General features: G+C 70.9%; 14 protein-coding genes. 8 read left to right on the forward strand and 6 right to left on the reverse strand.

What is annotated here, in order from left to right; genetic code table 11:
• The first annotated feature begins 3 nt into the window (after positions 1-3).
• Positions 4-312, forward strand: coding sequence for a hypothetical protein (locus ACQP2T_RS33125; protein ID WP_225292858.1), 309 nt, complete (start codon positions 4-6; stop codon positions 310-312).
• A 30-nt stretch (positions 313-342) separates the two neighbouring features.
• Here ACQP2T_RS33125 and thyX read toward each other — a convergent pair whose 3' ends face one another.
• Positions 343-1,125 carry an FAD-dependent thymidylate synthase gene (gene thyX, locus ACQP2T_RS33130; protein ID WP_364002554.1) on the reverse strand — a complete coding sequence of 261 codons (783 nt, stop codon included), beginning with the start codon at positions 1,123-1,125 and terminating at the stop codon, positions 343-345.
• 153 nt (positions 1,126-1,278) lie between these two features.
• On the opposite strand from thyX, the gene ACQP2T_RS33135 reads away from it, so the two are divergent.
• A complete protein-coding gene (locus ACQP2T_RS33135) occupies positions 1,279-1,629 on the forward strand; it encodes a DoxX family protein (protein WP_433508822.1) in 351 nt (116 codons plus the stop codon).
• A gap of 13 nt (positions 1,630-1,642) precedes the next feature.
• Positions 1,643-2,131 carry a MarR family winged helix-turn-helix transcriptional regulator gene (locus tag ACQP2T_RS33140; RefSeq protein WP_358542974.1) on the forward strand — a complete coding sequence of 163 codons (489 nt, stop codon included), beginning with the start codon at positions 1,643-1,645 and terminating at the stop codon, positions 2,129-2,131.
• Here ACQP2T_RS33140 and ACQP2T_RS33145 read toward each other — a convergent pair.
• From ACQP2T_RS33145 to ACQP2T_RS33160, 4 genes are all read right to left on the reverse strand, one after another.
• Positions 2,128-2,907 (reverse strand): ABC transporter permease, encoded by a 780-nt coding sequence (locus ACQP2T_RS33145; protein ID WP_433508823.1) that lies wholly within the window; start codon positions 2,905-2,907, stop codon positions 2,128-2,130. The two genes, ACQP2T_RS33140 and ACQP2T_RS33145, sit on opposite strands and share 4 nt — an antisense overlap.
• Complete coding sequence (locus ACQP2T_RS33150) at positions 2,907-3,800, reverse strand: ABC transporter ATP-binding protein (protein ID WP_433508824.1); 894 nt, start codon at positions 3,798-3,800, stop codon at positions 2,907-2,909. The genes ACQP2T_RS33145 and ACQP2T_RS33150 overlap by 1 nt, the downstream gene beginning before the upstream one ends.
• Before the next feature lie 56 nt (positions 3,801-3,856).
• On the reverse strand, positions 3,857-5,005 hold the full coding sequence (locus ACQP2T_RS33155) for an amidohydrolase family protein (RefSeq protein WP_433508825.1): 1,149 nt from the start codon (positions 5,003-5,005) through the stop codon (positions 3,857-3,859).
• 152 nt (positions 5,006-5,157) lie between these two features.
• Complete coding sequence (locus ACQP2T_RS33160; protein ID WP_433508826.1) at positions 5,158-7,287, reverse strand: anthranilate synthase component I; 2,130 nt, start codon at positions 7,285-7,287, stop codon at positions 5,158-5,160.
• A 295-nt stretch (positions 7,288-7,582) separates the two neighbouring features.
• On the opposite strand from ACQP2T_RS33160, the gene ACQP2T_RS33165 reads away from it, so the two are divergent.
• From ACQP2T_RS33165 to ACQP2T_RS33175, 3 genes are all read left to right on the forward strand, one after another.
• Entirely contained in the window at positions 7,583-9,031 is a 1,449-nt protein-coding gene (locus tag ACQP2T_RS33165; RefSeq protein ID WP_433508827.1) for a glycosyltransferase family 39 protein, read from the forward strand.
• A gap of 63 nt (positions 9,032-9,094) precedes the next feature.
• Positions 9,095-10,678, forward strand: a complete 1,584-nt coding sequence (locus ACQP2T_RS33170) for a CocE/NonD family hydrolase (protein ID WP_433508828.1) — start codon at positions 9,095-9,097, stop codon at positions 10,676-10,678.
• Positions 10,660-11,601, forward strand: a complete 942-nt coding sequence (locus ACQP2T_RS33175) for a helix-turn-helix transcriptional regulator (RefSeq protein WP_433508829.1) — start codon at positions 10,660-10,662, stop codon at positions 11,599-11,601. Before ACQP2T_RS33170 ends, ACQP2T_RS33175 begins: the two co-directional genes overlap by 19 nt.
• A 76-nt stretch (positions 11,602-11,677) precedes the next feature.
• On the opposite strand, the gene ACQP2T_RS33180 is transcribed toward ACQP2T_RS33175, so the two are convergent.
• Positions 11,678-12,568: an SDR family oxidoreductase gene (locus ACQP2T_RS33180; protein WP_433508830.1), complete on the reverse strand. Its 891-nt coding sequence runs from the start codon at positions 12,566-12,568 to the stop codon at positions 11,678-11,680.
• Between the two features lie 77 nt (positions 12,569-12,645).
• On the opposite strand from ACQP2T_RS33180, the gene ACQP2T_RS33185 reads away from it, so the two are divergent.
• Entirely contained in the window at positions 12,646-13,194 is a 549-nt protein-coding gene (locus ACQP2T_RS33185; protein ID WP_433508831.1) for a VOC family protein, read from the forward strand.
• Positions 13,194-13,850: a carboxymuconolactone decarboxylase family protein gene (locus tag ACQP2T_RS33190; RefSeq protein ID WP_433508832.1), complete on the forward strand. Its 657-nt coding sequence runs from the start codon at positions 13,194-13,196 to the stop codon at positions 13,848-13,850. Before ACQP2T_RS33185 ends, ACQP2T_RS33190 begins: the two co-directional genes overlap by 1 nt.
• Positions 13,851-13,907 lie beyond the last annotated feature (57 nt).

Here is a 13,907-nt window from a genome sequence, read left to right on the forward strand (position 1 = left end):
CCCATGGCCAAGAACGTGATGATGGTGGTCTTCGTCCTGCCCAACTCGCTGCGCCGCTGGGTGAGCGGCGACAGCGAGGTGAAGGTCTTCGCCGTCGCCGCCGACCAGCACACCCCGCCGACGCTCGGCTCCGCGCTGGACATGCTGCGGCGTACGCATCCGCTGCTGGAGGAGCGGCTGCGTGACGACTACGGGCGCATCCGCCGGCACATCAACATGATCGTGTGCGGCGAGAACGCCCGCGGCCTCGGCAGCCTCGACTGCGCGCTCCCGCCGGGTGCCGAGGTCTACGTCATGCCCGCGCTGGCCTGATCACGTGTACAACATGTCAAACCGGCTGGTTCAGACCTTGCGCCAGCCCGGGACCCAGGCCCCGTCCTCGATGACGTAGTCACCGAAGAGGGCGGGCGCTTCCTTGACCATGAGCGCGCCGATGTGCTGGAACAGCAGCCGGATCTCCTCCTCGGCCCCCACCGCCGTGCGCGCCTCGATCGTGTGCCGCAGCGTGCGGACGTTGGCCGTCCAGACCAGGCCGGTCGCCAGCCCCTCCGGGGCGAAGCGGCGCATGAACGAGGTGCGGTGCTTCTTCTCCGAGAACGGCACGCCCTCCTCGTCGAGCCCGAAGTGGCCGGCCATCCAGACCTGGAACTGCTCCATCTGCTCCAGCAGGGCCGTGGCCCGCTTCATCAGCTCGGGGTCGGACTGTGCCCACTCGGGGAACCAGAACGGCAGCTCGTCGAGGCGGACGAAGCGCAGCGACTCCTGAGAGATGGCCACCCCGGGGCGGTGCCTGACGAGCTCGTGGGTGAGCACGCGGCTGACGTTGTGCAGCACGAAGCTGAAGTTGAGGTGCTCGAGCACCGAGCCGTGGGCGCTGGCCAGGATGTTGCGCAGGTAGTCGCCCTGGTCCTCGCGGATGCGCACGACGTTGGGGTTGAGTCCGGGCTCGAAGGAGCGGTAGCACAGACGCCCGGCGAACTCGGCCAGGTTCTGTGCGTCGAGGTCGCCCCTGTCGAGCCGCTCCAGCCAGCTCTCGCCGCCGACCTCGCCCAGGTAGCGGGCGAGCTCGTCGTAGTCGAGGTCTGGACGGGCGACGAGGAAGACCTCGGGTTCGACGGTGCGCATGGGCGAGCCCCCGCTCGGGTTAGGCGATGTGATGGCCCCCAGCAAACCAGGTCGCGGACCCGCGCGCGACTCGGCACGGGGTCGGCCTGAACACTTGTCGCTTCAAGTTTTTCGTCCTACAGTCAGCACTCTCGATACTTGAAGGGACAACTTATGAACGTCGTCCTCTGGGTCCTCCAGGCCCTGCTCGCCGCCGCCTTCCTCATGAGCGGGTTCATGAAGGCCACGCAGCCCAAGGAGAAGCTCCAGCCGCGCATGGGATGGGTGGATGATTTCAGCCAGGCGCAGATCAGGGGCATCGGCGTGGTGGAGTTCCTCGGCGCGCTCGGCCTGGTGCTGCCCTGGGCCACCGGCATCGCCCCGATCCTCACGCCCCTGGCGGCGGTCGGCCTCGCCATCACCATGATCGTCGCCGCCCAGGTGCACCGTCGGCGCAAGGAGAGCTTCGCGGTTAACCTGGTACTGCTGGCGGTGGCGGTCATCGTCGCGGTCGGCCGATTCTGACACTGGGGGTCCGTTGGTCGAAGGGCTCGGCCATGACGAGCAGCGAGCGTGGCAGGGCCTGCTCGCGGTGATGCTCGTCGGCATTCCGCAGGTGGAGCGCACCTTCCGCGCGTACGGGCTGGTGCACATCGAATACGGCCTGCTCAACACGCTGACGGCCGGGCCGTTGCGGCTGAGCGACCTGGCCACCCTGGGCAACGTCTCGATCAGCCGCCTGAGCCACCGGGTCAGCAAGCTGGTCGAGCGCGGCTACGTACGGCTGCGGCCCGACGAGAACGACGGCCGGGCCAGTGTCGCCGAGATCACCCCTGAGGGTCGGGCGGTCATCACCGCGATAGCGCCCGACCACGCGCGGGCCCTGCGCGAGGTGCTGTTCGACCACCTGTCGCCCGAGCAGGTCGCCGCGCTGGCCGACGCCATGCAGAGCGTCGGAGCCAAGCTCGGCGCCTGCATGGCGGACGACCGCGGGAGAGAGGGCCACGACCCCATCGGGTGCGGCTAGGTGATGTCCCGCCGGATCGTCGTGGCCGAGGCGACCGCCGAGAAGAGCACCGCGTACCCGAGCAGCACCAGGGCGCCCGCCCAGGCCGGCAGCAGGTAGTCGGTGCCGAGCCCGAGGTCGACGCCGCTGTTGGTCACCGCGCCGCCCGCGCCGGCCGGCGTCCACTTGCCGACGGGCTGCAGCACCGGGATCGCGTTGACCAGGGCCTCGACGATGAACACCCACACCACCGCGACGATGATCGCGCCGAGCTGGTTCTTGATCAGCGCGCCCAGCCCGACCCCGAACAGCGTGTAGAGGACGAGCACGAGCAGCACGCCCGTGGCGATGCGCAGGACCTTCGCGGACAGGACCAGATCACCGCCGGACAGCAGGACCGACGCGACCACCGCGATGGCGGTCAGCGCCAGCACGACCAGTCCGAAGGCCAGTCCGACGACCACCCCCGCCCCGAGCTTGGCCACGACCACCCGCTCGCGCCGGGGCGTGGCGAGGAACGTGGTGGTGATGGTCTGGTAGCGGTATTCGGCGGTCATCATGACGACCCCGAGGATCATCGGGAACAGCACGCCGCTCGAGCCGAGCCCCCACAGGAGCTCCTGAAAGGGCACGGTGCCCCGGCTGGGGAAGACCTGCCGGCCGTTCTGGCCGGTCTGACCGGCGAACCCGATCGTGAGACCGAGCTGCAGGAGCACGTAGGCGACCGTGACGCCCAGCATGACCCACCAGAGCCTGGTGGTCCGGAGCTTGAGCAGCTCCGCCCTGATCAGCGTCATCAGCCCTGCCCCTCCCCCGTCAGCTCCAGGAAGACCTGTTGCAGGTCGGAGCGTTCGGGCGTGACCTCGCTCAGCACGACCTTCGCGTCGAGCGCGATCCGGCCGATGTCCTCGGCGCCGAGGCCGCGTACGCGCAGGAATCCGTCCTGCTGGTCGACCGTGGCTCCGGCGCCTTCGAGGGCCGGGACGAGCTCGGCGGTCCCCGTGGTGCGCACCCTGACGGCCGTGTCGCCGTTGGAGACCAGCTCGGCCAGGCTGCCCTGGCGTACGAGACGGCCCTTGGCGATGATCACCACGTTGTCGACGATCTGCTCGACCTCGGCCAGCACGTGGCTGGAGACCAGGACGGCGGCGCCCTGGTCGTGGGACAGGTAGCGCAGGAAGCCGCGCAGCCACTGGATGCCCGCCGGGTCGAGCCCGTTGGCGGGCTCGTCGAGGATGAGCACCTTGGGATGGCCGATCAGCGCGGTGGCCAGCGCCAGCCGCTGCCGCATGCCGAGCGAGAAGACCTGCACCCGCTTGCCGGCCACGTCGGCGAGGCCGACCTGCTCCAGCGCCTCCGTCGCGCGCTCGCGGGGCAGCCGGGCCGCCGCGCAGAGCACCCGGAGATGGTTGAGGGCCGTACGGCCCGGATGGAAGTTGGTGGCTTCGAGCACCGCGCCCACCTCGCTGAGGGGATGCGGTAACTCGACGTAGCGCTGGCCGTTGACCAGCGCCGTGCCGGAATCGGCGGTGCACAGCCCGAGCAGGCTGCGCAGGGTGGTGGTCTTGCCCGCCCCATTCGGGCCAAGATAGCCGGTGATGGTGCCCGGCTCCACTGTGAACGACACCCCGTCGACCGCGCGTACCGGTCCGAACGCCTTGCAAAGGTTTCGAATCTCGATCGCACTCATCGTGAGGTAATTATCACGAATGTGGAGTTGATGGCACCTCCTCCCCAAGGAGGAGTTCAGAGCCGGTATACCCGGCGGGCATTGCCGGAGCCGATCATGTGGGCCACTCGGGCCGCGTCGGCGGCGCTCCACTCCCCCGCGTCGAGCCGCGACTTCAGCGCGGCAGCCAGCGCCCGGCGGAAGTAGAGGGCGCCCAGGTGGCCGGTCTCGGCCACGCCGTGGCAGCCGGAGCCGAAGAGCAGCTTGTGGAAGGGCGCCAGTTCCAGCAGCTCGTCCATGATCCGCGCGGACCCGGCGGCGCTGTGGGTCAGCGCGAGGCCGACGTCGACGTAGACGTGCGGGAAGACGCCGGCCAGGTGGGCGGCCTGGCGGTGGAACGGGTAGCCGTGCAGCAGCACCACCGGTACGCCGGCCGGCTGCAGCGCTCTGACGAACGTGGTCATCCGCGCCGGGTCGGTGCGATGCAGGCCGGAGTAGGACGGATCACCGAATCCGGCGTGGAACTGCAGGGGCAGGCCGCGGTCCCTGGCCACGTCGACCGCGGTCCACAGCAGGTGGCGCAGCAGGATCGGGTCGGTCAACGGCTCCTTGGGGTCGGACAGCCGGCGGTTGGCCGCCGCGATGACCGAGCCCCTGCTCGGCCTCGACGGGTCGAAGTCGAGGCCGCACCGGTGACCGATGACCGTCGCCATGCCCATGGCTCTGGCGGCCCTGGCGGTGAGCTCCTCGGCCAGGCTGTCCATGTAGTCGAGGGCCGTCTCGGCCATCTCCACGACGTCCTGCTCGATCTGTTCGATGCCGACGACCTCGTTCGCGCTCGCGTCGCCGTGGCGGGCCAGCTCGGCGGCCGTCAGCAGTTCGGCGCTCTCCATGCCGGTGTCGACCAGGAGCGCCCCGACCCCGGCGGCCCGCAGCAGCAGCCGGTTGACCTCGTCGGCGCCGAGGTCGGCCCGGCGGGCCAGGTAGACGGCCGGGGGCGCGTGCGGTTCCAGGCCGAGTACGGGCGCGCACCAGCGGCGGATGGCCGCGCCGATCGGCGTGTCGAAGTGGGTGGTGCCCGGCGGCGCGGGGCAGCCGCCCTCGTTGATCAGCAGCTCGAACTGGGCTCTGGACAGGTCGTCGCGGCGCACCCCGTGACAGTGGTGGTCGACGAGCGGGGCGAGGAGGGCGTCACGCACCGTATCGGGAAGATCTACGGGGAGCATGCGGAGACTCTAGGTGGCCTCCGCACGCTCCCGCGGCCGTTTTACCTACCCGAAAGACGCGCTAGATCCTCACGTGTGAAAGCGCGCTCCGGACCGCCAGTGCGAACGCTCCGGTCCACACGTGTGAAACCGCCCCCAGGTAGGCCCAGCCGTCACCGGCGGGCGAGGCGGAGCACGTTGGCGATGACGCGCGCGCCCGCGCCCCCCTCGGCGGTGAGGATGGACTCCGGGTGGAACTGCACGGCGAAGCGGCGCCGCTCGATGTCCTCGATCGCCATGACGTTGCCGTCGGGCGTCAGCGCGGTCGGGGTGAAGCCGACCACGCCGACGCGCTTGGCGTGCAGGGAGTGGTAGCGGGCCGCGACGAACTCCTCCGGCAACCCGTCGAGCAGCGCGTCGCCGCCGCCCAGCCGGGTGACCTGGCCGCGCTTGCCGTGCTCGGGGTAGTCGAGCAGCTCCAGTGAGCCGCCCGCGTGCTCGACCATCGCCTGCAGGCCGAGGCAGACACCGAAGACCGGCAGGTCGCGGGCGTAGATCTCGTCGATGAGCGCCGACATGCCGAAGTCGGACGGCCAGCCGGGGCCCGGCGACAGGACGACGAGGTCGGGTGCGATGTCGTCGAGCATGGCCGAGGGGAAGCCGTGGCGCAGCGTGACGACGTCGGCGCCCTCCTGGCGGAAGTAGTCGGCCAGGGTGTTGACGAAGGAGTCCTCGTGGTCGACGAGCAGCACCTTCATGCCCTGGCCGGGCTGCTCGCGGACCGGGACGACCGGCGTGGCGTGCGGCTGGTTGACCGCGGCCAGGGCGCCGAGCAGGGCGCTGGCCTTGAGCTCGGTCTCGCGCTCCTCGGCCTCGGGGTCGGAGTCGAACAGCAGCGTGGCGCCGGCCCTGACGGTCGCCAGGCCGTTCTTGATCTGGGCGGTGCGCAGGGTCAGGCCGGTGTTCATGGAGCCGTCGAAGCCGATGAAGCCGATGGCGCCGCCGTACCACCTGCGGGTGGTGGCCTCGTGGTCCTCGATGAACTGCATGGCCCAGGTCTTGGGCGCGCCGGTGACCGTGACGGCCCACATGTGGGTCAGGAAGGCGTCGAGGGCGTCGAACTCCGGCCGCAGCCGGCCCTCGATGTGGTCGACGGTGTGGATCAGCCGGGAGTAGAGCTCGATCTGGCGACGGCCGATGACCTTGACGGAGCCGGGCACGCAGATGCGCGACTTGTCGTTGCGGTCGACGTCGGTGCACATGGTCAGCTCCGACTCCTCCTTGACGCTGGTCAGGAGGGTGCGGATGGCCTCGGCGTCCTCGATCGGGTTGCTGCCGCGGGCGATCGTGCCGGAGATGGGGCAGGTCTCGACGCGGTCGCCGCTCACCCGGACGTACATCTCGGGCGAGGCGCCGACGAGGTGCTCGCCCTCGCCGAGGCTGATGATGAACTCGTAGGGCGCCGGGTTGCTGTGCCGCAGGCCGCGGAAGAAGGCCGCCGGGTCGGTGCAGGGGGCGTGGAAGACCTGGCCCGGCACGACCTCGAACAGGTCGCCGCGCTTGAACTTCTCCTTGGCCGCGGCCACGACCTTGGCGTATGTGCCCCTCTTGGGGTCGGCGGGCACCTCGGCGGGCTCGGTGAGAGGCACGGACTCGCCGGTGCGCTCCAGGCCGCGGGTGGTGGCGCCGTCGACGGTGAACTCGTAGCGGTATTCGACGCTGGTCTCGCGCTGGCGGTCGATCACCACCAGTCTGTCGGGCAGGTGCAGCACCAGGTCACGCTGGTCGTCGGGGCGGACGAGCTCCTGCCTGATCGGCTCGAACTGGAAGGCCAGGTCGTAGCCGAAGGAGCCGTAGAGGCCCAGATGCGGGTCGTCGCCCCGGAAGGCGGCGATGACCTCGCGGATCGCGGTGAACACCGTGGGCCGGCGGCTGCGCATCTCCTCGGTGAGCAGGTCGCCCGACTCGGGCACGTAGACCTCGACGTGGTCGGCGGTCGGCTCCTCGACGGGCTTGCCGGCGGCCAGCAGGCAGGAGACCACGGCGGGCAGCACGACCCTGCCGCGGGCGTTGAGCGCCCTGGCGGAGATGTGGCGGCCCCTGGCGACCAGCTCCAGGCACGGGTCGACGTAGCCGAACGCCCATCGGCTGTAGCGGCCCGGGTAGTCCATCCCGGAGGAGAAGGCGCCGCCGCGTCTCTCTCCGAGCGCCGTCACGATCTCTTCGAGCGCTTCCTCAGGCACCTGGCGTACCTCGCGCTCGACGCCGATGCCCCCGGCGGTGGTATATCCGCTCGTCTCCACTGCTGCCCCTTGTCGAAAACCGATGATCGAACACCGACAGTGATGCCCCGGGGGCGGACACGAGAAAGGCCGCCTTCCGGGGCGGCCGTCCGTTGAGGAATGCGAATCCACGCGCCGCCTACTAGCGGCGCCACCACTGAAGCTGCAACGAGATTCGCATGTGGCAAGCGTAACCGGCGCGCGATGATCACGCAACGCGGCCGCGCCGGGTGGTCCCCAGATGGGCGAAACGCCCGGCAAATAGGGGTGCGCAACTCCTGACGGGAGTTCTGACGAGCGGCTAACTTTAGGAATCATGGAACGCCCCCCGTTACTAGCGTGGCGCTCGGTCACGTTGATCTCGATCTTGTTGTTCGCGGTGCTGCTGCTGCTCAGTGGGAGCTACGGATATCACCGCGATGAGATGTACTTCCGTGTGCTGTCCGAGCACCCCGCCTGGGGGTACGTCGATCAGCCCGCGTTCGCGCCGATGGCGGCCAAGCTGTCGATCGCCGTGTTCGGCGACACGCTCTTCGGGATCAGGGTGCTGCCCGCGCTGGCCGCGGCGATCCTCGTCGTGCTCGTCACGCTCATCACCCGCGAGCTGGGCGGCCGTGGCGTCGCGCAGATCCTGACCGCGCTCGGCACGGCGACCGGCGCCTACACCTTCATCGCCGGGCACACGCTGCTGACGCTCAGCTTCGACCTGCCGTTCTGGGCGGCGGCCATCCTGTTCATGACCAAGGCGCTGATGCGCGAGCAGCCACGGTGGTGGCTGGCCGTCGGCGTGATCGCCGGGCTGGCGACCTACAACAAGCACCTGATCGTCATGCTGCTGCTGGGCCTCGCGGTCGGGCTGGTGGCCGTGGGTCCGCGCCGGGTCCTGGCCAGCCCCTGGCTGTGGGGCGGCGCGCTGATCGCGGCGGCGCTGGCCGTACCGAACCTGCTCTATCAGGCCACGCACGACTGGCCGCAGCTGAAGATGGCGGCAGCGCTGAGCTCGGAGCGGGGCGGCGAGCTGCGGGCGCTGTTCGTGCCCATGCAGCTCACGCTGTTCGGGCCGGTCGTGACGATCATCGGCGCGTTCGGCTGGGTGCGCCTGTGGCGCGACCGGCGGGTGCGTGCGCTGGCCGTCGCCTATCCCGCCGCGGCCGTGGCGACGCTGATCAGCGGCGGGCGCTTCGACTACACGGCCGGCCTGATCCTGCTGCTGTTCGCGGCGGGCTGCGTGAGCGTGGAGGCGGCGGGTCTGGGCAAGGTACGCCTGGCCACCGGGTTCCTCGTGGTCAACGGCCTGGTGTCGGCCGTGATCGCGCTGCCGCTGATCCCGGTCGCCAGCCTGGCCGCCACCCCGGTGCCGGCGATCGACGAGGTCGTGCGCGAGTCCGTCGGCTGGCCGCAGTTCGCGGCCAAGGTCCAGAACGTGCTGCACGCGCTGCCGCCGGAGGACCAGGCGAAGGCCATCGTCATGACCGGCAGCTACGGTGAGCACGGCGCGCTCGTGCGCGCCGGGATCCCGCGCGTCTACAGCGGCCAGAACCAGCTCCACGAGTACGGTCCGCCGCCCGAGAACGCCACCGTCGCGGTCATGGTGAACATCGGCCCGCGCGGTATGGACTTCCAGTACAACAGCTGCGAGCAGAAGGACCGCGTCGACAACGGCGTCGGCGTCGACAACGAACTGCAGGGCATGGGCATCTTCCTGTGCCGAGGGCTCAAGCAGCCGTGGAGCGTGGCCTGGCCCCGCTACCAGCACTTCGACTGACGCCCCGGCCGTTGGGGTGCCCCCGGGCTACCGGACCCCGGGGGCATCTGTTACTGGTAGGTAATGCGACGTGTGCGGGTCCGGCGTGACCTCCCCATTCCGATGCCCGACGGCGTGACCCTCCTGGCCGACCATTACGCGCCGGTCAGAGGGGACCGGGCGCCGGTGATCCTGATCCGCTCCCCGTACGGCCGGCGCGGCCTGTTCGGCTGGATGTGCGGCCGGGGCTTCGCCAGGCGCGGCTTCCAGGTGGTGATCCAGAGCTGCCGGGGCGGTTTCGGCTCGGGCGGGACCCTGGACCCCCTCGGTGACGAGCACGACGACGGCCTGGCCACCGTCGCCTGGATGCGCGCCCAGCCCTGGTACGGCGGGTCGTTCGCGATGTTCGGCCCCTCCTATCTCGGCTACGCGCAGTGGGCCATCGCCGCCGAGGCCGGGCCGGAGCTGAAGGCCATGGCCACGCAGATCACCGCCTCGCAGTTCAGGGACGCCGCTTACGTGGGCGGGGCGTTCGCGCTGGAGTCCGCGCTGAGCTGGACCACGCTGACCGACGCCATGTCGCGCCCCTTCGGAGGTACGGCGATGCTGACGGCGCCCCGGCTCACCCGCCGGGCGGTCCTGTCCGGGCGGCCGGTGGCCGAGCTGGACCAGGTGTCGGCCGGGCGGCCGCTGCCCTTCTTCCAGAACCTCCTGGAGCACCATGCAGACCCGGCGGTGCCGTACTGGGACAAGCGTGACTTCTCCCCGCAGGTCGGTGAGGTGGAGGCGGCCGTCACCATGCTGGGCGGCTGGTACGACGTGTTCCTGCCGTGGCAGCTCAAGGACTACCAGGCGATGCGGGCGGCCGGGCGGCGGCCGTACCTGACGATCGGGCCGTGGTACCACGTGGACCGCCGGCACGGACGGCCGGCCATGGCCGACGCGCTGGCCTGGTTCCGCGCGCACCTGCTGGACGATCCGTCCGGGCTGCGCCCCGATCCGGTGCGGCTGTACGTGACGGGGGCCGAGGAGTGGCGCGACTACCCCGACTGGCCGGTGCCCGAGATGCGGCCGGAGCGCTGGCATCTGCAGCACGGCTTCGGGCTCGGCACCGAACTCCCGCGCGAGGACGAGCCCGACCGCTTCCGCTACCACCCGGACCATCCGACGCCGGTGCTCGGCGGCCCGGTGCTGCTGGCCGACTCCAGGCCCAGGGACCAGCGGCGGCTGGAGGCGCGGCGCGACGTGCTCGTCTACAGCTCCGCCGCGCTGGAGTCGGACGTGGAGCTGATCGGGCCGGTCGGCGCCGAGCTGTTCGTCAGGTCGAGCACGCCGTACGTGGACGTGGTGGTGCGCGTCTGCGACGTGCATCCGGACGGCCGCTCGCTCAACGTGTGCGAGGGTGTGCGGCGGCTGGGTCCCGACGCGGCGGCCGGCGACATCCGGCGGGTGCTGGTGGACCTGTGGCCGGTCGGTCACCGGTTCGCCCGCGACCACCGGATCCGGGTGCACGTCGCGGCCGGGGCCTACCCGACGATCGCCCGCAATCCGGGCACCGGCCGCTCGCTCGGGCTGGGCGGGGAGATGGTGCCCGCCGACGTCGAGGTGTTCCACTCCCCCGAGCGTCCCTCGGCCATGATCCTTCCGCTGTGCGCGCCGCGCGGTTGATGTCGCTGCTCCTGCTGCTGCAGGGGCGCGGCGGGATGACGGCCGCGGAGCTGGCCGGAGAGCTGGAGGTGTCCGAGCGGACCATCCACCGCGACGTGCTCGCGCTGTCGGAGTCGGGGGTGCCGGTCTACGCCGACCGGGGGCGCGGCGGCGGCTACCGGCTGCTGGACGGCTACCGTACCCGGCTGACCGGGCTCGACCGGGCCGAGGCGGAGGCGCTGTTCCTGTCGGGGGTGCCCGCGGCGCTGCGCGAGATGGGGCTGGAGGAGGTGGCCGCGACGGCCCGGCTGAAGGCCGCCGCGGCGCTGTCACCCGGCGTACGCGACGCGCCCGCGACGGCCGCGCAGCGTTTCCACCTGGACGCGCCCGGCTGGTTCGCCGGCGACTCCCCGCCCCCGGCCGCGCTCGCGCCGCTGGCCAGGGCCGTCTGGCGGGACCTCGCCGTGACGGCCCGCTACAAGGGCGCGGAGCGGACCGTGGAGCCGTACGGGCTCGTGCTCAAGGCCGGCGCGTGGTATCTGGCGGCCAGGAGCGGCGAGCGGTTCCTGATCTACCGGGTGGACCGGTTCGGGGAGATCGACGTACTCGCCCGGGTCTTCGAGCGCGACCCGGGGTTCGACCTGGCGGCCTTCTGGGCGGGGCAGTCGGCGACGTTCACCCGCTCGCTGCTGCGCGAGACGATCACGCTGCGGCTGAGCGAGGCGGGCGTGCGCCTGCTGCGCCACATCGCCGACCCGGCCGCCCTGCCCGACGCGCTGGCCTCGCTCCAGCCCGACGGGACGGTCCGGCTGGGGGTGGAGTCGGTCCAGGTGGCCTACGGCCAGGTGCTGCGCTTCGGGCCGGAGGCGGAGGTGCTCGAACCACCGGAGCTGCGCGCCATGGTCGCCGAGGCGGCCGCCCGGCTGGCGGCCCTCTACCGGTAGCGGGGCGGCCCTCAACCGGCACGGCCCTCTACCGATAGCCGGGCGGACCTCTACCGGTGGCCGGGCGGACCTCCCTCTACCGGTAGTCCTCCGGGTCGGCCTCCTTACCAGGATCCCGGACCTCGGTGATGAAGCGCCACACGTCCGGCCTGCTTCCGTCCACGTCCGTGAACCCGTACACCTGGGCCAGCTCCCCGCTGGAGACCGACCGGCCCGACCAGCGCCCCTTGTCCGGGTCGGTGGCCAGGGCGGCGACCGCCCGGCCCACGTAGGCCGGGGTCTCCGACACCGCCCACGCGGGGTCGGGCGCCGCCTCGCGCCAGGTCTCCTCGGTGACGCCGAACAGCTCCAGCATGGCCTCCGAGCGCAGGAATCCCGGGGTGAGCGCCACCGCCGTGCCGCCGTACGGCTCCAGGTCGTGCGCCTGGCTGAAGGCCAGCCGGTTCACCGACACCTTGGCCAGGTCGTAGTACGGCGAGACCCGGTAGTGGGTGTCGTTGTAGCCCGTGGTGCCGTCGGTCACCTCGACCACCAGCCCGCCGGGGTGGCGGATCAGCAGCGGCTGCAGGTGGTGGCTGGTGATCAGGTGGGTGTCGATCGCCAGTCTCAGCAGGCGCAGCCCGTTGTCCAGATTGTGCTTCCACACCGGCGTGTCCCACTCGTACAGGCCCTCGCCGCCCCACACGTCGTTGACCAGCACGTCGAGCCGTCCCTGCTCGCGCTCGATCCGCTCGGCCAGCGCCTGGACCTGTGCCGGGTCCAGGTGGTCCACCCGCACCGCGATGCCGGTGCCGCCCGCCCGCGTGACCAGCTCGGCCGTCTCCTCGATGGTCTCGGGCCGGTCCAGCTCCGAGCGGCCCTCCCGCGTCGATCTGCCGGTGCAGTAGACGGTCGCGCCGGCCGCGCCCAGCTGAACCGCTATTCCTCGTCCCGTACCGCGGGTCGCGCCCGCAACCAGAGCAATCATGGGTCCATGCTCACCCGGAAAGAGGACATCTCTTGTCATGTTTTCCACGGGACCCCTGTGATAAGTAGGTAGTTACTATGAACAGCGAATTCGAGTTACGCGGGGTCAACCACGTCGCCCTGGTCTGCTCGGACATGAAGCAGACCGTGGACTTCTACTCAGGCGTGCTCGGCATGCCGCTGATCAAGACGATCGAGCTGCCGATGGGCTGGGGGCAGCACTTCTTCTTCGACTGTGGCGGCGGCAACGCGCTGGCCTTCTTCTGGTTCCCCGACGCGCCCGAGGGCGTGCCCGGCGTGTCGGCGCCGCGCCACCTGCCCGACCGGGGCGAGCTGCTGTCGGCCGTCGGGTCGATGAACCACATCGCCTTCGACGTGCCGCCCGAGCGGATCGAGGAATACCGCGAACGGCTGCTGGCCAAGGGCATCGACGTGGGCGTGCTGCTCAACCACGACGACAGCGAGTTCGGGGTGGCGCCGGAGATGCACGAGGGCGTGTTCGTCCGGTCGATCTACTTCAAGGACCCCGACGGGGTGCTGGTGGAGTTCGCCGCCTGGACCCGGCCGGTCGGGCAGCCCGGTGACGTACGGCACGAGCCGAAGACGGCCGCCGAGCGGACGATCTGATGCCGCGGCTGCGGCAGGTGCCCCCGGAGGAGATGACCGACCCGCTGGTCCGCTTCTTCCACGACCGGCTGTTCTCGCCGGATCGGGAGGGCACGGCGACGGGCTCGCCCGGCGACTGGTGGACGGTGTTCGCGCTCGACCCGAAGATCTTCCGGCACTGCGTCAAGGGCTTCCAGCTCTACCGGGACTCCTCGCTGGACCCGGTCCTGCGCGAGCTCGGCCAGACCAGGGCGGGATGGGCGCGGCAGAGCCAGTTCGTCTACTCCCAGCACTGCAAGCAGTTGCGGGCGCTCGGCGTACCCGAGGAGAAGGTGCGGGCGGTCGCGCACTGGCAGGTCAGTGACGTGTTCGACGGGCTGGAGCGGGCCGTGCTCGCCTACACCGACGGGCTCGTGCTCGACGGCGGGCGGGTGCACGACGAGGTGTTCGCGGCGCTCCGCGCGCACCTGCCCGACGAGCAGATCCTGGAGCTCACCTACGTGACCTGCCTGTACGAGATGCACGCCACGATGGCCAGGGCGCTGCGGCTGGAGTTCGACGACCGGCCCGACCCGATCGTCGAGGTGCCCGCGCCCGAGGGTTACGGCACGAGCGACATAGCCGACGCGGTGACCGTTCGTCGCGAGGAGCCGACCACTCGCCGATCGGTGACCTGACCGAAATAATCACGTCACTAGTCTGCGAGGGCAAGAGCCGCATCTCCCCTAGGAGAC

Source organism: Nonomuraea sp. CA-143628, assembly GCF_050942315.1.
Lineage (GTDB): Bacteria > Actinomycetota > Actinomycetes > Streptosporangiales > Streptosporangiaceae > Nonomuraea.

Coding starts and splice junctions, on each gene's coding strand:
- ACQP2T_RS33135 (WP_433508822.1), top strand. CDS start 1,279: ATGAACGTCGTCCTCTGGGTCCTCCAGGCCCTGCTCGCCGCCGCCTTC.
- ACQP2T_RS33180 (WP_433508830.1), bottom strand. CDS start 12,568: ATGATTGCTCTGGTTGCGGGCGCGACCCGCGGTACGGGACGAGGAATA.
- ACQP2T_RS33125 (WP_225292858.1), top strand. CDS start 4: ATGGCCAAGAACGTGATGATGGTGGTCTTCGTCCTGCCCAACTCGCTG.
- ACQP2T_RS33155 (WP_433508825.1), bottom strand. CDS start 5,005: ATGCTCCCCGTAGATCTTCCCGATACGGTGCGTGACGCCCTCCTCGCC.
- ACQP2T_RS33145 (WP_433508823.1), bottom strand. CDS start 2,907: ATGACGCTGATCAGGGCGGAGCTGCTCAAGCTCCGGACCACCAGGCTC.
- ACQP2T_RS33190 (WP_433508832.1), top strand. CDS start 13,194: ATGCCGCGGCTGCGGCAGGTGCCCCCGGAGGAGATGACCGACCCGCTG.
- ACQP2T_RS33165 (WP_433508827.1), top strand. CDS start 7,583: ATGGAACGCCCCCCGTTACTAGCGTGGCGCTCGGTCACGTTGATCTCG.
- ACQP2T_RS33170 (WP_433508828.1), top strand. CDS start 9,095: ATGCGACGTGTGCGGGTCCGGCGTGACCTCCCCATTCCGATGCCCGAC.
- ACQP2T_RS33150 (WP_433508824.1), bottom strand. CDS start 3,800: ATGAGTGCGATCGAGATTCGAAACCTTTGCAAGGCGTTCGGACCGGTA.
- ACQP2T_RS33185 (WP_433508831.1), top strand. CDS start 12,646: ATGAACAGCGAATTCGAGTTACGCGGGGTCAACCACGTCGCCCTGGTC.
- thyX (WP_364002554.1), bottom strand. CDS start 1,125: ATGCGCACCGTCGAACCCGAGGTCTTCCTCGTCGCCCGTCCAGACCTC.